20 protein-coding genes are annotated in these 23,058 nt (G+C 69.9%); 10 read left to right on the top strand and 10 right to left on the bottom strand.

The window, feature by feature from the left end; translation table 11 throughout:
- Positions 1-529: 529 nt before the first annotated feature.
- Positions 530-1,381 carry a polyamine aminopropyltransferase gene (gene speE / locus JR065_RS06030; RefSeq protein ID WP_206233018.1) on the bottom strand — a complete coding sequence of 284 codons (852 nt, stop codon included), beginning with the start codon at positions 1,379-1,381 and terminating at the stop codon, positions 530-532.
- Positions 1,382-1,744: 363 nt separating this feature from the next.
- Between speE and speA the strand changes: the two genes are divergently transcribed.
- Entirely contained in the window at positions 1,745-3,634 is a 1,890-nt protein-coding gene (speA, locus tag JR065_RS06035; protein WP_206233020.1) for an arginine decarboxylase, read from the top strand.
- A 213-nt stretch (positions 3,635-3,847) separates the two neighbouring features.
- Positions 3,848-4,978 carry an acyltransferase family protein gene (locus JR065_RS06040; RefSeq protein ID WP_206233022.1) on the top strand — a complete coding sequence of 377 codons (1,131 nt, stop codon included), beginning with the start codon at positions 3,848-3,850 and terminating at the stop codon, positions 4,976-4,978.
- A 198-nt stretch (positions 4,979-5,176) separates the two neighbouring features.
- Here JR065_RS06040 and JR065_RS06045 read toward each other — a convergent pair whose 3' ends face one another.
- From JR065_RS06045 to radC, 5 genes are all read right to left on the bottom strand, one after another.
- Entirely contained in the window at positions 5,177-5,461 is a 285-nt protein-coding gene (locus tag JR065_RS06045; protein ID WP_206233023.1) for a hypothetical protein, read from the bottom strand.
- Positions 5,458-6,222 carry an SDR family NAD(P)-dependent oxidoreductase gene (locus JR065_RS06050; RefSeq protein WP_206233025.1) on the bottom strand — a complete coding sequence of 255 codons (765 nt, stop codon included), beginning with the start codon at positions 6,220-6,222 and terminating at the stop codon, positions 5,458-5,460. Before JR065_RS06050 ends, JR065_RS06045 begins: the two co-directional genes overlap by 4 nt.
- Positions 6,223-6,446: 224 nt before the next feature.
- The gene (locus JR065_RS06055) at positions 6,447-7,265 is read right to left on the bottom strand and encodes an SPOR domain-containing protein (RefSeq protein ID WP_206233026.1); all 819 of its coding nucleotides are present in this window, start codon (positions 7,263-7,265) and stop codon (positions 6,447-6,449) included.
- Positions 7,266-7,280: 15 nt separating this feature from the next.
- Positions 7,281-8,969: an arginine--tRNA ligase gene (gene argS / locus JR065_RS06060; protein WP_206233028.1), complete on the bottom strand. Its 1,689-nt coding sequence runs from the start codon at positions 8,967-8,969 to the stop codon at positions 7,281-7,283.
- A 178-nt stretch (positions 8,970-9,147) separates the two neighbouring features.
- A complete protein-coding gene (gene radC / locus JR065_RS06065) occupies positions 9,148-9,822 on the bottom strand; it encodes a RadC family protein (protein ID WP_206233029.1) in 675 nt (224 codons plus the stop codon).
- A gap of 97 nt (positions 9,823-9,919) precedes the next feature.
- Here radC and coaBC point away from each other — a divergent pair, with 97 nt between their 5' ends.
- Genes coaBC through JR065_RS06080 form a run of 3 tightly spaced genes read left to right on the top strand, consistent with a single transcriptional unit; the run spans position 9,920 to position 13,974 of the window.
- Positions 9,920-11,158 (top strand): bifunctional phosphopantothenoylcysteine decarboxylase/phosphopantothenate--cysteine ligase CoaBC, encoded by a 1,239-nt coding sequence (coaBC, locus tag JR065_RS06070; RefSeq protein ID WP_206233031.1) that lies wholly within the window; start codon positions 9,920-9,922, stop codon positions 11,156-11,158.
- Positions 11,155-11,625: a dUTP diphosphatase gene (dut, locus tag JR065_RS06075; protein WP_206233032.1), complete on the top strand. Its 471-nt coding sequence runs from the start codon at positions 11,155-11,157 to the stop codon at positions 11,623-11,625. The genes coaBC and dut overlap by 4 nt, the downstream gene beginning before the upstream one ends.
- Positions 11,626-11,640: 15 nt before the next feature.
- Positions 11,641-13,974: a phosphomannomutase/phosphoglucomutase gene (locus JR065_RS06080; protein WP_206233034.1), complete on the top strand. Its 2,334-nt coding sequence runs from the start codon at positions 11,641-11,643 to the stop codon at positions 13,972-13,974.
- A 402-nt stretch (positions 13,975-14,376) separates the two neighbouring features.
- Here the strand turns inward: JR065_RS06080 and JR065_RS06085 are convergent, their stop codons facing one another.
- On the bottom strand, positions 14,377-15,027 hold the full coding sequence (locus tag JR065_RS06085) for a hypothetical protein (RefSeq protein ID WP_206233035.1): 651 nt from the start codon (positions 15,025-15,027) through the stop codon (positions 14,377-14,379).
- Positions 15,028-15,045: 18 nt separating this feature from the next.
- On the bottom strand, positions 15,046-15,705 hold the full coding sequence (gene pyrE, locus JR065_RS06090) for an orotate phosphoribosyltransferase (RefSeq protein ID WP_206233037.1): 660 nt from the start codon (positions 15,703-15,705) through the stop codon (positions 15,046-15,048).
- A gap of 128 nt (positions 15,706-15,833) precedes the next feature.
- On the opposite strand from pyrE, the gene JR065_RS06095 reads away from it, so the two are divergent.
- The 4 genes from JR065_RS06095 to JR065_RS06110 all read left to right on the top strand — a co-directional run bounded on the left by JR065_RS06095 (position 15,834) and on the right by JR065_RS06110 (position 18,475).
- Positions 15,834-16,634 carry an exodeoxyribonuclease III gene (locus JR065_RS06095; RefSeq protein ID WP_206233039.1) on the top strand — a complete coding sequence of 267 codons (801 nt, stop codon included), beginning with the start codon at positions 15,834-15,836 and terminating at the stop codon, positions 16,632-16,634.
- Positions 16,631-18,001 carry an AmpG family muropeptide MFS transporter gene (locus JR065_RS06100; protein WP_206233041.1) on the top strand — a complete coding sequence of 457 codons (1,371 nt, stop codon included), beginning with the start codon at positions 16,631-16,633 and terminating at the stop codon, positions 17,999-18,001. The genes JR065_RS06095 and JR065_RS06100 overlap by 4 nt, the downstream gene beginning before the upstream one ends.
- A gap of 73 nt (positions 18,002-18,074) precedes the next feature.
- The gene (locus tag JR065_RS06105) at positions 18,075-18,251 is read left to right on the top strand and encodes a hypothetical protein (RefSeq protein WP_206233042.1); all 177 of its coding nucleotides are present in this window, start codon (positions 18,075-18,077) and stop codon (positions 18,249-18,251) included.
- Positions 18,248-18,475 (top strand): hypothetical protein, encoded by a 228-nt coding sequence (locus JR065_RS06110; RefSeq protein ID WP_206233044.1) that lies wholly within the window; start codon positions 18,248-18,250, stop codon positions 18,473-18,475. The genes JR065_RS06105 and JR065_RS06110 overlap by 4 nt, the downstream gene beginning before the upstream one ends.
- Positions 18,476-18,490: 15 nt before the next feature.
- Here JR065_RS06110 and JR065_RS06115 read toward each other — a convergent pair whose 3' ends face one another.
- Together JR065_RS06115 and JR065_RS06120 are read right to left on the bottom strand one after the other, a co-directional pair.
- Positions 18,491-19,618, bottom strand: coding sequence for an anhydro-N-acetylmuramic acid kinase (locus JR065_RS06115; protein WP_206233045.1), 1,128 nt, complete (start codon positions 19,616-19,618; stop codon positions 18,491-18,493).
- A 78-nt stretch (positions 19,619-19,696) separates the two neighbouring features.
- Positions 19,697-21,142, bottom strand: a complete 1,446-nt coding sequence (locus JR065_RS06120; protein ID WP_206233047.1) for a M23 family metallopeptidase — start codon at positions 21,140-21,142, stop codon at positions 19,697-19,699.
- Positions 21,143-21,313: 171 nt separating this feature from the next.
- Between JR065_RS06120 and tyrS the strand changes: the two genes are divergently transcribed.
- On the top strand, positions 21,314-22,525 hold the full coding sequence (gene tyrS / locus JR065_RS06125; RefSeq protein WP_206233048.1) for a tyrosine--tRNA ligase: 1,212 nt from the start codon (positions 21,314-21,316) through the stop codon (positions 22,523-22,525).
- Positions 22,526-23,058: the final 533 nt, after the last annotated feature.

The following is a 23,058-nucleotide window of genomic DNA, read 5'->3' on the forward strand; positions in this document are numbered from 1 at the left end:
CGCAATGCCCCGTCCGCATGGCTGACGAGCGTATCGCGCCGGCTTCAGGCCGGACGGACGTTTCTACGTCCTCGAGGAGATCCCGTCACCGCGTCAGCGCACTTCGACCGGGGCAGGTATAGGCAGCCGGCGAAGCGCCGTGGGAGGACGCTGGCCGCGATGGGCGCGACAAGGTCTGTCGCGGCTGATGGCGTGAAGCCAGCCGATGTCGCTTCACCGGCCGGAGCCTGCGAACAGACGCGAGAAACTTGCTGGCGCTGGCGCTGGCGCTGGCGCGCTGCGCCGCGGCGCATGAAGGCTGCAATCGAACCGTCGGGAGGAGTGTGCTTTGCTGGACCGCGGCCGCTGGATCGCGGGCGCATCGTCGAGGCGCTTCGACCTCGAGCTGATCCACGAGGCCATGCATCCATGGACGGCGCCATGGATGCGCCGCATCACGACATGGCCGTTGCGCGACGCACGACACGGCTTCCCGGCCTGCTTGCAGAGGTTCTTCCGGCGGAAGCGCCGATGCGCTTCCGTCCCGGGTTCACTCGCCCAGCGCTTCGGCCACGAACGGCGGCAGCACCTGGGTGCCGGCGTGCAGGTGCGCGCTGTAGTAGCGGGTGGCGAACGGCTTGGCGGCCGCGTCGTCCTGGCGGAAGTCGAAACCGCCCTGCTTGCGCGCCAGGGTCACGCTCCACCAGCCGGTCGGGTAGCACGGCTGCGGGAACGGCACGGTGTGGAAGCTGGCGAAGCCGGCCTTGCCCATCTCCGCGCGCATTTCCTTGATCAGGTCCAGCAGCGCCAGCGGCGACTCGGACTGCTGCACCAGGATGCCGTCGTCCTTCAGCGCCTTGAAGCAGCTGGCGTAGAACGCCTTGTTGAACAGGCCTTCGGCCGGGCCGACCGGATCGGTGGAGTCGACGATGACGATGTCCACGCTGCCGGCCGGGCAATTGGCCATGTAGGCGATGCCGTCGTCGAACAGCAGCTCGGCGCGCGGGTCTGAGTTGGATTCGCACAGTTCCGGGAAGTACTTCTCGGCCATGCGCGTGACCTGCTCGTCGATGTCGCACTGGGTGGCGCTTTCCACGCCCGGGTGCTTGAGCACCTCGCGCAGCGTGCCGCAGTCGCCGCCGCCGATGATCACCACGCGCTTGGGCGCGGCGTGGGTGAACAGCGCCGGGTGGCTGATCATCTCGTGGTAGAAGAAGTTGTCGCGCGTGGTCAGCATCACCGCGCCGTCGATCACCATCAGCTTGCCCCAATCGGTGGTGTCGTAGATCTCGATCTTCTGGAACGGCGACTGCACTTCGTCCAGCTTGCCGGTGATGCGGTAGCCGATGGCCGAGCCGGTGGGCTGGAAGTGTTCGATGTACCAGTTGTCGTTGGCGCTCATGGATATCCTAAGAAAGCAGAAAGAGTGCAGGCTTCCCTTCTCCCACCGGGAGAAGGTGGCGCGGAGCGCCGGATGAGGGTGGGGCGCAGCCTCGCGCAGCCAAATAGCGCGATGCCAGGCCCACCCTTCGCCGGGTGAGGGTAAGGCGCAGCCTCGCGCAGCCAAATCGCGCGATGCCAGGCCCAACCCCTCGCCGGATGAGGCAGGGCGCGGCCTCGCGCACTCCAGCCGCAACGCAGCGCCAACCCCAAACCCACGGTTCCCACCGGGGAGCCGGGCGTCGGGTCGGCGCGGATTGTAACGGACCCCATGCGAGCCAGGCGTTACAATTCACGCCCTTTTGCCCTCAGCCGAGCCGACACGATGAGCGATTGGTCCCCCGACCAAGCACGCAAGACCTATTCGATCCCGCATTGGGCCGATGGGTATTTCGACGTGGACGCGGCCGGGCGCGTGGTGGTGCGGCCGCAGGGGCCGGACGGGGCGGTGATCGCGCTGCCGGAGGTGGTCGACGCCGCGCGCGCGGCCGGCGCCAAGCTGCCGATGCTGGTGCGCTTCCCCGACATCCTCGGCGAGCGCCTGGGCAAGCTGCAGGCCGCCTTCGCCCAGGCCCAGGCCGACTGGGACTACACCGGCGGCTATACCGCGGTGTATCCGATCAAGGTCAACCAGCACCGCGGGGTGGCCGGCACGCTGGCCAGCCACCAGGGCGAGGGCTTCGGCCTGGAGGCGGGCAGCAAGCCGGAGCTGATGGCGGTGCTGGCGCTGTCGCGGCCGGGCGGGCTGATCGTGTGCAACGGCTACAAGGACCGCGAGTACATCCGCCTGGCGCTGATCGGACGCAAGCTGGGCCTGCAGACCTTCATCGTCATCGAGAAGCCCTCCGAGCTGGGCCTGGTGATCGAGGAAGCCAAGGCGCTGGGGGTCAAGCCGGGCCTGGGCGTGCGCATGCGGCTGGCCTCGCTGGGCGCCGGCAAGTGGCAGAACAGCGGCGGCGACAAGGCCAAGTTCGGGCTGTCGCCGCGCCAGCTGCTGGACCTGTGGAAGCAGCTGCGCGACACCGAGTACGCCGATGCGCTGAACCTGCTGCATTTCCACATGGGCTCGCAGATCTCCAACGTGCGCGACATCGCCAACGGCATGCGCGAGGCCACCCGCTATTTCGTCGAGCTGTCCAAGCTGGGCGCCAGGATCAGCCATGTCGACGTCGGCGGCGGCCTGGGCATCGACTACGAGGGCACCCGTTCGCGCAGCTACTGCTCGATCAACTACGGCCTGCATGCCTACGCCAGCAATATCGTGCAGCCGCTGGCCGAGGCCTGCGAGCAGCATGGGCTGGCCCCGCCGCGGGTGGTCACCGAGTGCGGGCGCGCGATGACCGCGCACCACGCGGTGCTGATCGCCAACGTGGCCGAGGTGGAGCAGGCGCCGGAAGGACGCGTGCCCGACGCGCACGCCGACGAGCCGGCGCCGGTGCGCCACCTGCGCGAGATCCATGCCGAACTGGACGTGCGTCCGGCGGTGGAGCTGTTCCAGGAAGCGCAGCATTTCCATGCCGAGGGCCTGTCCAGCTACGCGCTGGGCCAGATCGACCTGCCGCAGCGCGCGCGCATCGACGACCTGTTCTACGCCATCGCCCACGCCGTGCGCCAGCGCCTGAGCAGCGAGGAAAAGAGCCACCGCCCGGTGCTGGACGAGCTCAACGAGCGGCTGGTGGACAAGTACTTCGTCAACTTCAGCGTGTTCGAATCGATTCCGGACGTGTGGGCGATCGACCAGGTGTTCCCGATCCTGCCGATCGAGCGCCTGAACGAGGCGCCGTCGCGGCGTGGCGTGATCGCCGACATGACCTGCGACTCGGACGGCATGGTCAAGACCTATGTCGAGAACGAGAGCCTGGACAGCTCGCTGCCGTTGCACGAACTGCGCGCCGGCGAGAGCTACCGCATCGGCTTCTTCCTGGTCGGCGCCTACCAGGAGATCCTTGGCGACATCCACAACCTGTTCGGCGACACCGACGCGGTGGAGGTCAGCGCCGACGGCAGCGGCTATCGCATCGCCCAGCAGCGCCGTGGCGATACCACCGACGTGATGCTCGATTACGTCGGCTACCGCCTGGACGAGCTGCGCGCGACCTACGCCGAGCGCGTGGCCGCTGCGCAGCTGCCAGCGGACGAGGCGCAGGCGCTGGCAGCGGCGCTGGAAGCGGGACTGACCGGCTACACCTACCTGTCGGACGAGCCGCTGGGCTGAGCGGCGGCGCGCGTCCGGCCGATGGGCCGGGCGCTCCTTGCCCAGCTGTGCATGCAACAGCGCAGCGCCGCGATCGCCAGCGGCGAGCATCGCGCACAGGGGCGCGCCTGCTCGTCCGCGCCACATGCCTGCTGCTGTCGCCGCCGTTGGCGATGGACGGGCGCCGGCACCGGCCCGTAAGCTGAACGCCCCTGCGATCACCTCGACGACCCGATGCGCTATCCCGGCCTGGACCTGTTGCGCGCGCTGGCGATCGTGTGGGTGATGCTGTTCCACTCGTTCGTGGTCGGCGGCCTGGGACCGGACTGGACCTGGCTGTCGCGCTACGGCTGGATGGGCGTGGATCTGTTCTTCGTGCTCAGCGGCTTCCTGATCGGCGGCCAGGTGCTGGCGCCGCTGGCGCGCGGCGAGCCGCTGCGCTACGGCGACTTCTACCTGCGCCGCGCCTTCCGCATTCTGCCGGCGTTCGTGGTGGTGCTGTCGCTGTACCTGGCCTGGCCCGGCTTCCGCGAGGCGCCGGGTATCGCGCCATGGTGGATGTTCGCCAGCTTCACCTTGAACCTGGGCATCGACTACGCCAACCAGCCGGCGTTCTCGCATGCCTGGTCGCTGTGCGTGGAAGAGCACTTCTACCTGGTGTTCCCGCTGCTGGCGGCGGCGTCGATGCGGCGGCCGTCGGCGCCGCGCTTCGTCGCGCTGTGCGTGGCCGTGGTGCTGGCCGGCGTCGCGTTGCGCACCGCGACCTGGCTGCACGACAGCGCACTGGATCGCGTCGGCGCCGGGCTGCAGCGCAACTGGTTCATCGAGGACATCTACTACCCGACCTGGAACCGGCTCGATGGCCTGCTGGCCGGCGTGGTCCTGGCCGCGTGCAAGGTGTTCCGGCCGCAGCGCTGGCAACGGCTGCAGCGCCACGCGAACCTGGCGGCGCTGATGGGGCTGGCGGTGTGCGCGCTGGCGATGTGGCTGTTTCGCGAGCGTACCGGGCTGCTCGGCAACGCGGTCGGCTGGCCGCTGCTGTCGCTGGGCCTGGCGTTGCTGGTGTTCGCCGGCGCCTCGCTGCAGGGCGTGCTCGGTCGCAGCCGCGTGCCGGGCGTGGCCTGGCTGGCCGCCGCGTCGTACAGCCTGTACCTGACCCACAAGGCCGTGTTCCACCTCACCCAGGCGTGGTTCGGTGTCGCGCTGGACGGGCGCGGGCTGCTCGCCTTCGCGCTGTACGCGGCGATGGCGCTGCTGGCGGCCGCATTGCTGCACCACGCGGTGGAGCGGCCGTTCCTGCAACTGCGCGAGCGCCTGGCGCGCCGGCGGCGAATCGCATTGCCGGCGGCGGCGGGGCCGGCCTAGTCGCCGTGCCTGGCACGTGCCGTCGATGCGGCCGTGGATCGCGGCATGGCGCGCGCCTTGCCCAGCGCTGGATGCGTGAGTCGGGACGGAAGTCCTTCCCAAGAGCCGGGCGTGCCAGCCGGACCCCGGCCAGGCCGAGCGACGGCAGTCGGACCAGTGGTCAGCCACGCCCGGGGCCGATCGGCGGCTCCGGCCAGATCAACTGCCGTCGCGGAACAGGCCCTCTTCCTCGTCTTCGGTGATGAAGAACATCCGGCATTCACCGCGCGCGTGGTCGCTGACCAGCATCAGCCGCGTATGCAGCGCGCTGGCCGGCGGCCAGTAGCAATAGCGGGTCGTGGCGGCGGCAGGCTCGGCGAAATACGCCTGCCAGTACGCAGGTCCGTAGCCCTGCGCCAGCGTGCCATGATGCCGGCACAGTTGCTCGAAGCGTTCGCGCGATACGTCCTGCATCGCCGCGGCCGGCGCGCGATCGCCGCTCACGCGCCCGGCGCGGGCTGCCGCGCGACCTGGAAGCCGGCGAACGACTGCGTCACCGGCATCAGTTCCAGGCGGTTGATGTTCAGATGCGGCGGCAGCGTCGCTACCCAGAAGATCGTCTCGGCGATGTCCTCGGCGGTCATCGGCGCGGCGCCGTGGTACAGCGTGTCCGACGCGCTCTGGTCGCCATGGGTGCGCACCAGGGTGAACTCGGTTTCGGCCATGCCCGGTTCGATCGCGGTCACGCGCACGCCGGTGCCGTGCAGGTCCGAGCGCAGGCCCAGCGAGAACTGGCTGACGAAGGCCTTGGTGCCGCCGTAGGCGTTGCCGCCCGGATACGGGTAGATCGCCGCTACCGAGCTGATGTTGATGATCGCGCCGCGGTGCTGGATCAGCGTCGGCAGCAGGCGATGGGTCAGCGTCACCAGCGCGGTGATGTTGGTGTCGATCATCGTGCGCCAGTCGTCCAGCCGCGCGGCCTGCGCCGGCGCGGTGCCTTGCGCCAGGCCGGCGTTGTTGACCAGCAGGTCGATGCCGCGGAAGGCTTCGGGCAGTGCGGCCAGCATCGCGTCCATCGCCGCTTCGTCGCGGATGTCGAAGGCGGCCGCATGCACGCGCTCGGCGCCGAAGGCGTCGATCAGCGGCTGCAGGCGTTCGGCGCGGCGGCCGGTGGCGATCACGCGCCAGCCGGCGTCGACGAAGCGGCGCACGGCGGCGGCGCCGAAACCGGAAGTGGCGCCAGTGATGAGGGCGGTCTTGGTCATTGGGGGCCGTGAATAGGGAGTGGGGAATCGGGAATGGTAGAAGCAAAAACGAAAAGCGGTCGTCGACGCCTCCGGCTTGCGGTCAGGTCCAAGCACACGTCGAGTGTCGCCAGGGCCGGCGTGACCGGCAGCGCATCACTATCCGTCGTTGTACGGCCGGCAGCGGGGAAGTGCAGAGCTGTTGCTTTTCCCCATTCCCGTTTCCCGACTCCCTGCTGCCAGCTTCACTGCGCCTTGATCGCGATCGCCGGGACGCCGCTGCCGGTCAGCTTCTGCTTGGCCTCGGCCAGTTCGCTGGCGCTGCCGTACGGGCCCATGCGCACGCGATAGACCGTCTTGCCGCTGATCTGCGCCGATTCCACGCGTGCCGACAGGCCGAGCATGGCCAGCTTGGCCTTGGTCGACTCGGCATCGCCGGAGGCGCCGAACGAGCCGGCCTGCAGGATGTAGCGCGCGTTGTCCGCGGCCGGCGCCGGCGCGGCCGTGGCGACGGTTGCGGTCGCCGGCGCCGGCCTGCTCGCCGCCGGGGTCGCGGCGGTGGCGGAGGCGGCCGGGGTCGCCGCGGCGGTTTCCGGCAACGGCACGGGATGGGACGCGCTCGGCGTCGCCGCCGCGCCGGCGGTGGCCGGCGTGGTGGCCGAGGTCGCCGCGGTCACCTGCTGCGCACGCGCCTGGCGCGCCGCTTCGGCGCGCGCGCTGGCGGCCAGCTCGGCGTCGGACATCTGCACTTCCTTGCCGGGCAGCAGGGTGTAGAAGTCGTACTGGGTCTGTGCGTCCTTCTTCTCGTCGGGCTTGGCGCTGGCGGCGGGCCTGGGCAGTTCCGGCACCGCGTCCACGTCGGCATCGGCCACCGGCGCCGGTTGCGCGTCGGGGTTGGCGCGCGGGCCGACCCGCAGGAAGCCGTCGCCGTCCTTCTTGAACAGGCCCGGGGCCGCCAGGAACACCACCGCCGCGATCGCCACGCCGGCGATCAGCCACACCCATCCGGGCGTGCCGTTGCCGCTGTTGCGTCGTGCCTGGCTCTTACCACGTCGTGCTGCCATCTACCGCTTCTCCGCTCACATTTTTTCCGGGGCCGAGACCCCCAGGAGGTTCAGACCATTCGCCAGGACCTGCTGCGCCGCCACCGCCAGGGTCAGCCTGGCGTCGCGCTCGGACGCATCGTCCACCAGCACCTGCGTGCCGTGGTACCAGGTGTGGAACGCATGGGCCAGTTCGCGCAGGTATTGCGCGATCAGATGCGGCTCCAGCACCTGACCGGCATTCTCCACCACTTCCGGATAGCGCGAGAGCTCCAGCATCAGTTCCAGCGAAGGCGCGTCGTTCAGCCGGTTCAGCTGGGCCAGGCCGTTGCCCTGGTCGTAGTCCAGCCGCTTCTCCTGCGCCTGGCGCAGCAGGCTGCACACCCGCGCATGCGCGTACTGCACGTAGAACACCGGATTGTCGTTGCTCTGCTGCCGGGCCAGGTCGATGTCGAAGGTCAGCTGCGAGTCGGGCTTGCGCGCGATCAGGAACCAGCGGGTGGCGTCGCAGCCGGCTTCGTCGATCAGGTCGCGCAGGGTCAGGTAGCTGCCGGCGCGCTTGGACAGCTTCACTTCCTCGCCGCCGCGCATCACCGTGACCATCTGGTGCAGCACGTATTCCGGCCAACCCGGCGGGATGCCCAGCTCCATCGCCTGCAGCCCGGCGCGCACCCGCGCCAGCGAGCCGTGGTGGTCGGCGCCCAGTTCGGTGATCGCGCGCTCGTAGCCGCGCTGCCACTTGGTCAGGTGGTAGGCCACGTCCGGCACGAAATAGGTGTAGGTGCCGTCGGACTTGCGCATCACGCGGTCCTTGTCGTCGCCGAAATCGGTGGATTTCAGCCACAGCGCGCCGCCTTCCTCGTAGGTGTGGCCGGAGGCGATCAGCTTCTGCACCGCTTCCTCGACCTTGCCGTCGTTGTACAGCGAGCTTTCCAGGAAGTAGATGTCGAAGTCCACGCCGAACGCGGCCAGGTCGTGGTTCTGCTCGTTGCGCAGATAGGCCACGGCGAAGCGGCGGATCGCATCCAGGTCGTGCGGGTCGCGCGCGCCGGTGACCAGGTGGCCTTCCAGGTCGACGGTCTCCCCGGCCAGGTAGGCCTGGGCGACGTCCTGGATGTACTCGCCGCGGTAGCCGGCCTCCGGCCAGCCGTCGCTGTCGGGGGTCAGGCCCTGCGCGCGCGCCTGCACCGACAGCGCCAGGTTCTCGATCTGCACGCCGGCGTCGTTGTAGTAGAACTCGCGCTTGGCGTTCCAGCCGTTGGCCTCGAGCAGCCGCGCCAGGCAGTCGCCGATCGCCGCGGCGCGGCCGTGGCCGACATGCAGCGGGCCGGTAGGATTGGCCGAGACGTATTCCACGCCGACCGTGCGGCCGTTGCCGATGAGGCTGCGGCCGTAGTCCTCGCCCTGCTTGATCACCGCCAGCACCTCGCGCTGGTAGGCGCCGGGGCTGAGGTGGAAGTTGATGAAGCCCGGGCCGGCGATCTCGACCTTGGACAGGTCGTCGCTGGCCGGCAGCGCGGCGACCAGCTGCTGGGCCAGCGCGCGCGGATTGCCGCGCGCGGCCTTGGCCAGCAGCATCGCCGCGTTGGTGGCGAAATCGCCATGCTCGCGGGTCTTGGGCCGTTCGACCACGAAGTCCGGCGGCAGGGTGTCGGCGGGCAGGGTGCCGTTGGCACGCAAGGCTTCGATGCCTTGACCGATCAGGGCGCGGAGTTGGGATTTCACATTAGCTCTGCTTGAAGCGCGGAACCGGCGATTTTACCCGACCTGCCGCGTCCCGGCCCGCTTCGGATTCAGGCCGACCTCAGCTGCGCCGCTGCCGGCCGCCGCCCGGCGCCGCGGGAATCGCTGGCGGTGGCGAATCGCGCAGGCTGCAGGGCACGATGAACGCGCCACTGCCGACTCACGCCCAGCCGCGCGCCGCCATCGATATCGGCGTGCCGTCGCCGATGATGAAGTGGTCCAGCAGGCGCACGTCCACCAGCCCCAGGGCGTGCTTCAGGCGTTCGGTGACGGCACGGTCGGCGTGCGAGGGTTCCGGGTGCCCGGAGGGGTGATTGTGGCCAATGATCACCGCGGCGGCGTTGTGCGCCAGCGCGCGCCGCACCACTTCGCGCGGGTGCACCTCGGCGCCGTCCAAGGTGCCCTGGAACAGCTCTTCGAACGCCAGCGAGCGGTGCCGCGTGTCCAGGAACAGCACCGCGAACACTTCGTGCGGCCTCGCCCGCAGCTTTTGCGCGAAGTAGCGGCCTGCCGCGCCCGGATCGGTCATGGTCGTGCCGCGTTCCAGTTCGGCGGCCAGATGGCGTTGGCCCAGCTCCAGCGCGGCCGCCAGCTTGCAGGCCCGCGCCAGGCCCAGCCCGGGCAGCTTGACCAGGTCGCGAGGGGGACGATCGAGCAGTTCGCGCAGCGGGCCGTGCCGATGCAGCAGGTCGCGCGAGGTCCGCACCGCGTCGCTGCCGGACAGGCCGGAGCCGAGGAAGATCGCCAGCAGTTCGGCGTCGGAGAGGGCCCGGGCGCCGCGCGACAGCAGCTTTTCCCGGGGGCGTTCGTTGCGGGGCCAGTAGCGTATGTGCATATCGCCAGATTGGCGGGCGATATGGCGCAACGGTATCAGGGCCCTCGAGGGCCATCGGGTAAGCTAATCGTTCTTGCATGGGTAGGACATTCCCGACGTGACCGGTACTTCTGAGGCGCCCCTGCAGGGGCAGCGTGTGCTGTTGTGCGTAGGCGGCGGCATCGCCGCCTACAAGTCGCTGGAACTGGTGCGGCGACTGCGCGATGCCGGAGCCCAGGTGCAGGTGGCGATGACCGCCGGCGCGCAGCAATTCGTCACGCCGCTGAGTTTCCAGGCGCTGTCCGGCCATCCGGCCCGCACCAGCCTGTGGGACAGCGCCGCCGAGCAGGCGATGGGTCATCTGGAACTGGCGCGCTGGGCCGACCGGATCGTGGTCGCGCCGGCCACCGCCGACCTGCTGGCGCGGCTCAGCCACGGCCTGGCCGACGACCTGGTCAGCACCCTGTGCCTGGCCAGCGAGGCGCCGCTGCTGGTGGCGCCGGCGATGAACCACCGCATGTGGCTGCATCCGGCCACCCAGGCCAACGTCGCCACGCTGCGCCAGCGCGGGGTGCAGGTGGTGGGGCCGGAAGACGGCCCGCTGGCCGAAGGCGAGTCCGGGCCCGGACGCCTGACCGAGCCGGCCGCGATCGCCGCCGCGCTGAGCCGAACTGGTGGTGCGCAGGCAGCGCCGGCGCCGGTCGCCACCGGCGCGCTGAGCGGCCTGCGCCTGCTGATCAGCGCCGGCCCGACCTACGAGGACCTGGACCCGGTGCGCTATCTGGGCAACCGCAGCAGCGGCAAGATGGGCTACGCGGTCGCCGCGGCCGCCGCCGCGCAGGGCGCGGACGTGGTGCTGGTCAGCGGCCCGGTGCAGCTGCCCAGGCCGCCCGGCGTGCAGCGCATCGACGTGCGCTCGGCGGCGCAGATGCGCGAAGCGGTGCTGGGCGCGCTGCCGGCCGACATCTACATCGGCACCGCCGCGGTCGCCGACTACACGCCCAGGCAGGTCGCCGAGCAGAAGATCAAGAAGCGCGGCGAGACGCTGACCCTGGAACTGGTACGCACCCCGGACATCCTCGCCGAGGTCGCCGCGCAGACCCAGGCCTTGAAGCTGGTGGTCGGCTTCGCCGCCGAGACCCACGACATCGAGCGCTACGCCCGTGGCAAGCTCACCGACAAGCACCTGGACCTGATCATCGCCAACCAGGTGGGCGTGGCCGGCAACGGCTTCGAGAGCGACCAGAACGCGGCCACGGCCTATTGGCAGGAGGGCGAACGGGTGTTCCCGGCCATGCCCAAGGCGCAGCTGGCCGAACAACTGCTGGCCCTGATCGCGGAGCGACTGCACGCATGACCATCCCGGCTCCGCACCCCCTGCAGGTCAAGCTGCTGGACCCGCGTTTCGGCGACGACTGGCCGCTGCCGCACTACGCCACCGCGGCCAGCGCCGGCCTGGACCTGCGCGCCGCGACCGAGGCGCCGCTGACCCTGGCGCCCGGCGATACCGCGCTGATCCCCAGCGGCCTGGCGATCTACATCGCCGATCCGGGCCTGTGCGCGGTGGTGCTGCCGCGTTCCGGGCTCGGCCATCGCCACGGCATCGTGCTCGGCAACGGCACCGGGCTGATCGACGCCGACTACCAGGGACCGCTGCTGATCAGCGTCTGGAACCGCGGACGTGAAGCGTTCACCATCGAGCCCGGCGATCGCATCGCGCAACTGGTGGTGATGCCGGTCGTGCGCGTGGACCTGCAGGTGGTGGATACTTTCGCCGACAGCGCAAGGGGATCGGGTGGATTCGGCCACACCGGGGTGCGCTGACGGGGGATCGTCTGCATGAGCGAGGCAACACAACGTGGGCCGGCGCCGACCGGGTTTCGCAAGGCGGCGCCGTTGCTGGCGCTGCTGCTGGCGCTGTTGGCCGGCTGGTTCGGCTGGAGCGGCGCGCAGCAATGGCGCCACGAGCAGCGCTCGACCGCGTTGCAGCAGGCGCGCGACGACGCCGTCGCGCAGACCTCGCTGGCCATGGCCGGGCTCGGCAAGCGGCTGACCGGACTGTTGCAGCAGGCCCCGCTGCAGTCGGCACTGACCGGCGGCGACGCCGCGGCCGCCGCGCAGGCGCTGCGCGAGAACTGGAAGGACGCCGAGGAGGCGCTGGTGCTGGCCGGCGACCTGAGCGCGCATTACGCCGATGCCGGACGCTTCGGCTATGGCCGCCTGGCGGTGCTGGAGAAGGCGCTGCTGACCGACGCGGTGGCCAGCGCGGTGGTGCGCGATGGCGGCGCGCCGCGGCTGGCGCTGGCGGCCCCGGTGACCCTCGGCGGCGAGCGCGGCGTGGCCTACCTGCGCCTGCCGCTGCGCCTGCTGACCGCGCCGGTGGCGCAGGCGCCGGTGCCGGAACAAGCCTATCTGGCGCTGCGCCAGGGCGGCTACAACGTGATCGCCGCCGGCGACAGCGCGCTGGCCGAGCGAGGCGACGCGCTGTCGCGTCCGGTGGGCAAGACCGGGCTGCGCGTGGTCGCGGCGCTGTCGGACGTCGAACCCGGCCCGCTGGGACTGGGCGCGTTGCCGTGCGTAATCGTCGCCGGCCTGACCGCGCTGTTGGCGCTGGTCGCGTTGCTGGGTAGCCGTGGACGCGGCCTGCGCGTCCGCCGCGCGTCCGCGGGCGCGGACGACGATGCGCCGACCCTGCGCCAGAGCCTGACCCAGGAGCCGGTGCCGCAGCCGGCCGCGGTCGATGCCGATGCCGAGGCCGTCGCCAAGCCGGTGCCGTCGCACAACGTGCCGGCGGCCATCTTCCGCGCCTACGACATCCGCGGCGTGGTCGGCCGCGACCTCAGCCCGCAGGTCGCCACGCTCATCGGCCAGGCGATCGGCGCGGTGATGCAGGAGCAGGGCCTGAACGAGGTGGTGGTCGGCCGCGACGGACGCCTGTCCGGGCCGGAGCTGTCGGCCGGGCTGATCGAAGGCCTGCGCCGCGCCGGCTGCCACGTCACCGATATCGGCCTGGCGCCGACCCCGGTGGTGTACTTCGCCAGTTTCCACCTGCGCGCCGGCAGTTGCGTGGCGGTGACCGGCAGCCACAATCCGCCGGACTACAACGGCTTCAAGATCGTGGTCGGCGGCGAGACCCTGTCCGGCGAGGCGATCACCGACCTGTACGCGCGCATCAGCGAAGGCCGCCTGCCGGTCGCCGACGAGCCGGGACGCTTGCAGCAGCAGGATGTCAGCGACGAGTACATCCAGCGCATCGCCGACGACGTGCAGCTGGACCGGCCGCTCAAGGTCGTCGCCGATGCCGGCAACGGCGTCGGCGGCGAGATCGCGCCGCGCCTGCTGGAGGCGATCGGCGCAGAGGTGATCCCGCTGTACTGCGACGTCGACGGCACCTTCCCCAACCACCACCCCGATCCCAGCGAACCGCACAACCTGGAAGACCTGATCCAGACGGTGAAGCGCTTCGACGCCGACCTGGGCATCGCCTTCGACGGCGACGCCGACCGTCTTGGCGTGGTCACCAAGGAAGGCGCGATGATCTACCCGGACCGCCTGCTGATGCTGTTCGCCGCCGACGTGCTGCAGCGCAACCCGGGCGCGCTGGTGATCTACGATGTCAAGTGCACCGGCAAGCTGTCCGACTACGTGCTGCGCAACGGCGGCAGCCCGATGATGTGGAAGACCGGGCACTCGCTGATCAAGGCGAAGATGCGCGAGACCGATGCGGAGCTGGCCGGCGAGATGAGCGGCCATTTCTTCTTCAAGGAGCGCTGGTACGGCTTCGACGACGGCCTGTACGCGGCGGCGCGACTGCTGGAGATCCTGGCCCAGCGCGAGGAAACCCCGTCCGAGGTGCTGGCCGAGCTTCCCGACAGCGTCGCCACGCCGGAGATCAAGGTGCCGCTGGACGGGCAGGACGCGCATGCGCTGGTGGCGCAGCTGGTCGCCGGCGCACAGCAGGAAGGCTCGGCGTTCGACGGCGCGCGCATCGTCACCATCGACGGCCTGCGCGCCGACTTCAGCGACGGCTGGGGGCTGCTGCGCGCCTCCAACACCACGCCGGTGCTGGTGCTGCGTTTCGAGGCCGACAACGCCGCCGCGCTGGCGCGGATCAAGGACCTGTTCCGCGCCCATCTGCAGGCGGCGCTGCCGTCGCTGGCGCCGGGCTTCTGAGTCCGGGCGAGGCGGCGGGCGCGCAAAAGCGCGCTCGGCGTCATCTGTGCAGATCAATGGTCCTAGGTCGAGCGGCAGCGTTCCTCCGGGGTTTCGACCGGCGCAGGTTCCTGTAGGAGGGGCTTCAGCCCCGACGCCCTCTGCGGCCGGGAAGCCTGCCGCTCCGCTCGTCGCGGCTGAAGCCGCTCCTACAGGGAACCCTTCGGGGGTCGGCTGGACGGGCGTGGAAGGGGCTTCAGCCCCGACGCGGAACCGGCCGCTGACGGCCGCAACCGGCGCTGTGGCAACCAGGAGGCGTGGAAAGGCTGCGGTCGAATGATCCGAAGCGGTGCAAGGCCCCATTGCCTGGCCACGGCGATGGAACCGTTCCTGCACAGCCACGCGTTGGGCGGGGAGCGGGCCTCAGCCGCCGACCGGCGTCCCCGGCTGCTTCGCCGCACGGTAGCGCTGCAGCGTGGCCTCGATCTCCTGGTTCAGCCCCAGCCGCTGCTGCTCGAAGTTCTTCTGCATGCGCAGCTGCCACAGCAGTTCGCGATGGCGCTGCTGCACGTCGTTGGCGACCTTCTCGGGCACCTTCTGCCCGGCCAGTTCGCGTTCTCCGGCCACCGACAGCAGCGCGACCAGGCCCTCGCGCAGGCTGGTGACGTTGTAGCGTGCGGTGTCGATGTTGTTGTCGACGATGTCGGTGCGCTCGGAGAACACGCGGCGCAGCTCGTCCTCGGTCTGGAACGACAGCAGCATCGCCTGGTCGGTGCGTTTGCGGGTTTCCTCGGCGGCGGCATCGGCGCGCCGTTGCGCCGCCTCGGCGGCGGCGGCGGCGCGTTCCTCGGCGGTCAGCGCGCGCCCGACCGCGCCGCTGCGCGCGCCGCTGGTGGCATTGAACTCGTCGCGCGCCTGGTTCACCGCTTCCGGCGGCAGCGCGTCGCTGCAGATGCGTTGCCCGCCCTGGTTCCAGCAATACAGCTTCTTGTCCGGCGCATCGGCCTTCTGCGCCGCCGCCGGCAGCGCGAGCGCGGCCAGCAAGGCCACGCTCCATGGTCGTTGGATCGGCATCGTGGCAGCCCCCTGCTGTCAGCCTGATGGATCACTCCCGTAGCGGGCCCGGTAGGCCAGCAACGGTTCGCGAAAACCGACAAGGTCCGCGTTTCCGGCGGTGAATGCAAGCAGGTCGCCCAGGTGCGCGACCGACACCACAGGAATGCCGGCCTCGGCGGCCACCGCCTGCGCGGCCGAGCGCCGATCCTGCTCGGCGGCGATCTCCTGCCGGTCCAGCGCGACCAGGATCGCGGCGGGAATGCCGCCGGCCTGGCGGATGATCTGCAGCGCCTCGCGGATCGCGGTGCCGGCGGTGATCACGTCGTCGACGATCAGCACCCGGCGCCCGGCCAGCGGCGCGCCGATCAGGCTGCCGCCCTCGCCGTGGGCCTTGGCTTCCTTGCGGTTGAACGCCAGCGGCAGGTCGCGGTCGCGGCGCGCGTATTCGCTGGCCAGCGCGGTCGCCAGCGGGATGCCCTTGTAGGCGGGGCCGAACAGCAGGTCGAAGTCCAGCCCGGCGGCGTCGGCGGCGTCGGCGTAGCACGCCGCCAGCTCGGCGATCTTGGCCCCGGAGTCGAAACGCCCGGCATTGAAGAAATAGGGGCTGAGCCGCCCGGACTTCAGCGTGAACTCGCCGAAGCGCAGCGCGTCGGCGTCCAGGGCCAGTTGCAGGAATCGCTGCCGGTAGTTGGTCATTGCGGGGCCGGGAATGGAGAAAGGGGAATAGGGAATGGCTAAAAGCATAGCGGTTGTTCCGTCTTCGCGGTCTCACTGGGGTACGCTTTGCCGATTCTCTATTCCCCATTCTCAATTCCCGGCTCTCCATGCGCATCATCAGCTTCAACGCCAACGGCCTGCGTTCGGCCGCCACCAAGGGCTTCTTCGAATGGTTCTCCACCCAGCAGGCCGACGTGCTGTGCGTGCAGGAGACCAAGGCGCAGGAACACCAGCTGTCCGGCGCGGCGTTCCTGCCCGACGGCTACCGGGCCTGGTTCCGCGATGCCAGCACCAAGAAGGGCTACAGCGGCGTGGCGATCTACAGCAAACGCGAGCCCGACGAGGTGCGCACCGCGCTGGGCTGGCCTGAATTCGACGAGGAAGGCCGCTACCTGGAAGCGCGGTTCGGCAACCTCAGCGTGGTGTCCTTCTACATCCCGTCCGGCTCGTCCGGCGAACTGCGCCAGGGCTACAAGTTCCAGGTGATGGACTGGCTGCGGCCGATCCTGGCCGAATGGCTGGCCAGCGGCCGCGACTACGTGCTGTGCGGCGACTGGAACATCGTGCGTTCGGCGCTGGACATCAGGAACTGGAAATCCAACCAGAAGAACTCCGGCTGCCTGCCGCCCGAGCGCGACTGGCTCAACGGCCTGTGCGCCGACCACGCGCACGAGGCCGATCCGGCGAGCGGTCGCGGCTGGGTCGACACGTACCGCGCGCTGCATCCGCAAGGCCAGGACTACACCTGGTGGAGCAACCGCGGCGCGGCGCGGGCCAACAACGTCGGTTGGCGCATCGACTACCAGTTCGTCACCCCGTCGCTGCGCGAGCGCCTGCAGCAGTGTTCGATCTACACGGCACAGCGCTTCTCCGACCATGCGCCGTACGTGGTGGATTACCGCGAATGAGCCAGGTCGCCAAGCCGCGCCAGTCCTGGCAGCAGGTGCTGGCCAACCTGCGCCAGCGCAAGGTGCTGGCGATGCTGTTGCTGGGCTTCAGTTCCGGCCTGCCGCTGTACCTGGTCGGCAACACGCTCGGCTTCTGGATGCGCAAGGAAGGCGCCGACCTGGGCACGATCGGCTTCCTGTCCTGGGTCGGCCTGGCCTATTCGCTGAAGTTCCTGTGGGCGCCGATCGTCGACAAGACCGACGTGCCGGGCTTCGGCAGGCTCGGCCGCCGTCGGGGCTGGATGCTGCTGTCGCAGATCGTGGTGGCGGCGGGCCTGGTCGGCATGGCGCTGATCCAGCCCGAGGGGGGGAGCATGATGTTCCTGGGCATCGCATGGAAGCACATCGTGGTGTTCGGGGTGATGGCGGTCGTGGTCGCCTTCGCCGCATCGACCCAGGACATCGTGATCGATGCCTGGCGCATCGAGATCGCCGACAACAGCGAGCAGCTGGGCCTGCTGACGTCGTCCTCGGCGCTGGGTTACCGCACCGCGCTGTTGGTCACCGACGCGCTGATCCTGCTGATCGCCTCGCGGGTCGGCTGGCAGGTGTCCTACGAGGCGATGGCGGTGCTGATGGCGCTGGGCATGGTCGCCGTGGTCATGGCGCGCGAGCCGGCGCGCGAGGTCGCCGCGGTGCAGGCGCAGGCGGTGCCGCTGTGGACGCCGCGTGGCCTGTTCGACGCGGTGGTCGGCCCGTTCGTGGCCTTCGTCCGCGAACACCGCAGCGGCGCGATCCTGATCCTGCTCGCGATCAGCATCTATCGCCTGGCCGACTTCGTGATGGGGCCGATGGCCAACCCGTTCTATGTCGACCTCGGCTTGTCCGAAGACACCGTGGGCGCCGTGCGTAGTTCGGTGGGCCTGGTGGCGACGTTCCTCGGCATTGCCGCCGCCGGCCTGGTTTCGGTGCGCTGGGGCATGCTGACCGCGTTGATGGCCGGCGCCGTGCTGGGCCCCTGTTCGAACCTGGCCTTCGCCTGGCTGGCTTACGGCGGCGCGGAATTGCCGCGCTTCGCGACAGCGATGGCGATCGACAACTTCGCCAACGGCTTCGCCGGCACGGCGCTGATCGCCTACATGTCCAGCCTGACCAGCATCGGTTACACCGCCACCCAGTACGCGCTGCTCAGTTCGTTCTACGCCATGCCCGGCAAGGCCCTGAAGGGCCTGTCGGGCTGGTCGGTGCAGACCCTGGCGCAGGGACGCACGCTGCTGGACGGCTACGCGCTGTTCTTCATCGGCACCGCCCTGATGGCGATCCCGGTGCTGATCCTGTGTGCGCTGTTGATACTGCAGCAGCGCCGTCGCACCGCCGCGGCCGCCTGACGGTGACAGCGGTCGCGCCGTTGCGGGATCCAGGACGGACCCGGGAGCGGTCGCCGGGAACGCGGAAGCGGGCATGGCCGAGCTAGGGCAGGGCCTGGATGCGCGGCGGCTGGAACGCGTTCGTCGGGTGGAGGGCGCGCGCGGCCGGACCGGCCGCCGCCGGCGATTGAAAGCGCGGGAAGAGTTGCCGATGATGGGCGGCGGCGCGTGGGGCGCGCCGTTGTCAGGCCTGCTTCGGGAGTCCGCATGACCGATCTGCTGTTGCGCGACATCGACCCCATCCTGGTCGAGCGGATCCGCCGTATCGCCGTGGCGCGCGGCTGGACCCAGCACCAGACCGTGCTGTCGCTGATCGAGCACGGGCTGTTCGCCAGCGAACACGAAGTCCGCAGCGGCTTCGAGAATCCGGAAGTGGATGCGCTGTCCGAAGCCATCGCCGCGTTGCGCCAGCTGCCGGCGGGCGCGGGCTTCTGAACCGGGCGCGGCCGCTCAGGCCAGGTGGATCGCGCCGAGGACGCGCGGTCCGCGTGCGCCGCTGACCGCCGGCAGGTTGCCGGGGCGGCCCGCAAGGGTTTCGCGCGCAAGCCAGGCGAAGCCCATCGCTTCCACGTAGTCCGGGTCCAGGCCGAGCGTCTGCGTGGAGGCCACCGCCACCCCCGGCAGGCGCGACCGCAGCCGCGCCAGCAGCACCGGATTGTGCACACCGCCGCCGCAGACCAGCAGCTGTCGGGTCGCCGGCTGGTGCGCCAGCAGCGCATCGGCCACGGTGGCGGCGGTCAGTTCCAGCAAGGTGGCCTGCACCGCCGCGGCCGGGTACGGGGGGTCGCCCAGGTATTCGTCGACCCAGCGCAGGTGGAACTGCTCGCGGCCGGTGCTCTTGGGCGGCGGCAGCGCGAACCATGGGTCGCTCAGCAGCCGCTCGAGCAAGGTCTCTTCGACCTGGCCGCTCGCCGCGAACGCGCCGCCGGCATCGTACGGCTGGCCGAGATGGCGCTGGCACCAGCCGTCCAGCAGCGCGTTGGCCGGGCCGGTATCGAACCCGCGCACCGTGCCCTGTGCCGGCAGCAGGGTCAGGTTGCCGATGCCGCCGAGATTGAGCACCGCGCGGTCCTCGCCTGCGTCGCCGAGCATGGCCACGTGGAACGCCGGCATCAGCGGCGCGCCATGGCCGCCGGCGGCCACGTCGCGGCGGCGGAAGTCGCAGACCGTGGTGATGCCGGTCAGCTCGGCGATGCGGTTGCCGTCGCCCAATTGCCAGGTGAAGGCGGGATCGGCCAGCGGGCGGTGGCGCACGGTCTGGCCGTGCGACCCGATCGCGCCTACCTGCGCCGCGTCCGTGCCGGCTTCCTCCAGCAGGCGGTTGGCGGCGTCGGCGAAGGCGATCGCGACCTGGGCATCGAGCCGGCCCAGCGCGTCCAGCGAGCCGATGTCGCCGCCTTCGCCCAGCGCCACCAGCGTCTCGCGCAGGCGCGGCGTCCACGCGTAGGTGCGCCCGAGTTGCAGACGGGGGCCATCGCCGGCGTAGAACCGCACCAGCGCCGCGTCGATGCCGTCGGCGCTGGTGCCCGACATCAGGCCCAGGAACAGCGCGTCGTCGGTCAGGGGAAAGGGCAGCATCGCGTCACCGGGAATGGGAATCGCCGCAGCGTGGCGATCCCGGGGCCGGGCGTCAATCCGCGCAGCCGCGGCGGCGTATCAGCCGCGCGCGGCCGGCTTGGCCGAGGCGACGGCCTTCTTCTTGTCCGCCGCGCCCGCATCGGCGTAGATCAGCTTCTCCACGCTCTGGATGCGCGCCAGCGCCGGCGACGTCTGCGCGCGGAACGCCACCAGTTCGGCGCCGCCCAGCGGTTCGGGCGGCGGCATGGTCACCGATGCCGGGTTGCGCTGTACGCCGGCCACGCGGAATTCGTAGTGCAGGTGCGGGCCGGTGGCCAGGCCGGTCATGCCGACGTAGCCGATCACCGTGCCCTGGTCGATGCGTTGTCCGGCCTTGATCTTGCCGAAGCGCGACATGTGCCCGTACAGGGTGCTGTAGCCCTTGCCATGGTCCAGGATCACCACGTTGCCGTAGCCGCGCTGGGTGCCGACGTACTGCACGCGCGCATCGCCGGCGGCCATGATCGGGGTGCCCGACGAGGCGGCGTAGTCGATGCCCTTGTGCATGCGCATGGTGCCCAGCACCGGGTGCCGGCGCGCGCCGAAGGTGGAGCTGATGCGGCTGTAGGCCACCGGCATGCGGATGAAGGTCTTCTTCAGCGGCCGGCCGTTGACGTCGAAATACTCGGCCGCCTTGCCGCTGCGCTCGAAGCGGAAGCCGCTGTAGGTCTTGCCGCCGGTGGTGAACGTGGCCGCCAGGATCTTGCTGGTGTCGATGCGCTCGCCTTCGCGCCAGGTCTCGTCCATCACCACGCTGAAGCGGTCGCCCGGCTGCAGGTCCTTGTCGAAGTCGATGTCGTACTTGAAGATCTCGTCGGTCATCGTCGCGATCGCCGACGGCGGCAACCCGGCCTTGCGCGCAGCGGCGTACAGCGAGCTGGTGATCTGGCCGCTGGTGACCACGGTGCGCGTGCTGGTATCGCGCTCGATCACCTTCTCCTGCACCTCGTCGCCGTGCAGGGTCAGCTCGACGCGGTGGGTCGCATCGCGGTCGAAGCGCAGCGCACGCAGGCCGCCGCCGACCGGCAGGTCGAACGCGATCTCCGCGCCGGGCCGCAGCCGGGTCAGCGCATCGCGCGTGCCCGGATGGCCGAGCACCTGGTGCATCAGCGTGGCCGGGATGTCGAGCTGCTCGAACACCGCACCCAGGGTCTGCCCGGGGCGGATGCGCACCACCTGCCAGCTGTCGCCGACCATGCCCTGCTGCTGCGCCAGCGACAGCGGCGGCAGCGGCAGGGCCAGCGTGGCGTGCGTGGTCTGCAGCGGCACGTCGATCGCGTTGGAGAAACCGGGGACGATGGTGGCGGCCAGCGCGCCGATGGTGGCGAACAGGCTGGCGTGGATCCAGTGCCGCCGGTTCCAGCGCTCGTTGAAGGCGGCGGGGAGATGTTGCCTGAGCTTCCGATGCAGGGCCGTGTCGTGCTGTACGTGGAGGCGTTGCTGAAAACGTTCCTTGCGGATGCGTTCCTGATCGGTGTTGTGCATGCGGCGGTCCTCGGCGAGCCCGAAGCGCGAGCTCAAAACTCGGCTACCATAAACACCCTGCAACATCGCGTCAAACCATTGAGCCGCCTCCGATTTTTCGCTTGGCGGGCAATTAACTTGCACTTAACATCATGCGCGTCCGTTGATGGCGCTGCAGCCGGAGTTCCGCTTTTGTCCACGATCGAAGAGTCTCTCGCCCTGATCGGCCGCGGTGCCGAAGAAATCCTCAAGCGCGAGGAGCTGGAGGCGCGGCTGCGCCTGGGTCGCCCGCTGCGGGTCAAGGCCGGGTTCGACCCCACCGCGCCGGACCTGCATGTCGGCCACACCGTGCTGCTGAACAAGATGCGCCAGTTCCAGGACCTGGGACACCAGGTCATCTTCCTGATCGGCGATTTCACCGGAATGATTGGCGATCCCACCGGCAAGAACGTCACCCGCAAGCCGCTGACCCGCGACGACGTGGCCGCCAACGCGCGCACCTACGAGGAGCAGGTGTTCAAGGTGCTCGACCGCGAGCGCACCGAAGTGCGCTTCAATTCCGAGTGGTTCGGGCAGATGAATGCGGCGGACATGATCCGCCTGGCCGGACAGCACACGGTGGCGCGCATGCTCGAGCGCGACGATTTCGCCAAGCGCTATGCGGCGCAGCAGTCCATCGCCATCCACGAGTTCCTGTATCCGCTGGTGCAGGGCTACGACTCGGTGGCGCTGAAGGCGGACGTCGAGCTGGGCGGCACCGACCAGAAGTTCAATCTGCTGATGGGGCGCGGCCTGCAGGAGCACTACGGGCAGACGGCGCAGATCGTGCTGACGATGCCGCTGCTGGAAGGCCTGGACGGCATCAACAAGATGTCCAAGTCGCTCGGCAACTACATCGGCATCAGCGAACCGGCCATCGACATCGTCACCAAGACCATGAAGATCGGCGACGACCTGATGTGGCGCTGGATCGAGCTGCTTTCCTTCGACATCGGCATGGCCGAGGCGCAGTCGCTGAAGCGGCAGGTGCAGGCCGGCGAGCTGCATCCGCGCGACGTGAAGCTGCGCCTGGCGCGCGAGCTGGCCACGCGCTTCCACGATGCCGCGGCGGCCGAACAGGCGATCACCGGCTGGCACGCGGTGGTGACCGGGCAGGGCGATACCAGCGCATTGCCGCTGCAGGAAGTGGCGGTACCGGCGGAAGGGCTGCGGATCGCGGCGCTGCTGACCGCAGCCGGGCTGACCGCGAGCAACTCCGAGGCGAGCCGCAAGCTCAAGGAGCGCGCGGTGCGGGTCGAGGGCGAAGTGGTCGAGGACCCGCAGCAGAGCTTCGGACCTGGATTCCAGGGCGTGCTGCAGGTCGGCAAGCGCACGTTCGCGCGGGTCAGCCTGGTCGCGGCCTGAGGCACGGCGGCGTCCGAGTGCGCTCGATATAGAAGGACGTGCTTGTTGGCGGTGGCCGTGACCGACTTCTGTACCGGATCTGCGCGCTCATCGGCGGCGAGAGGCCGCGATACGCATCCGTCGCCACTGGCTGCCGTTGCTAGCTAGCGGGGCAGAGCCAAGGCAGACGAGGCGGCCCGACCCAACGCCGTCATGGCGACTGCAGGACCTCCATCACATAACGCCCGGTTGCACATCGATCGGCCCGCAGCGCGGCGAAAAAATCTTTCACACCCCCTTCCCATCGCCGAGGTTTGGCGCCATACTTTCCCTCCCCCGACGCAACGCCTCGCGGCAACGCGACAGCAGTGCGGAAGGGACGTCAAAAACCTCGGAAACAAGGTATTGACGGTCGCAAAAAAGCCGCTATGATGGGCGGCTCGGTTCAGCGGAAAGCCTTCGGGTTTGGGTTGAACCGGCGTCAGGGCCTCGGAAACGAGGTGTTGACGGAAAGAAAAAGTCCGCTATAATGGGCGGCTCGCTACGACGGAAAC

Origin of the sequence: Xanthomonas sp. (assembly GCF_017163755.1) — a bacterium.
Taxonomy (GTDB): Bacteria; Pseudomonadota; Gammaproteobacteria; order Xanthomonadales; family Xanthomonadaceae; genus Xanthomonas_A.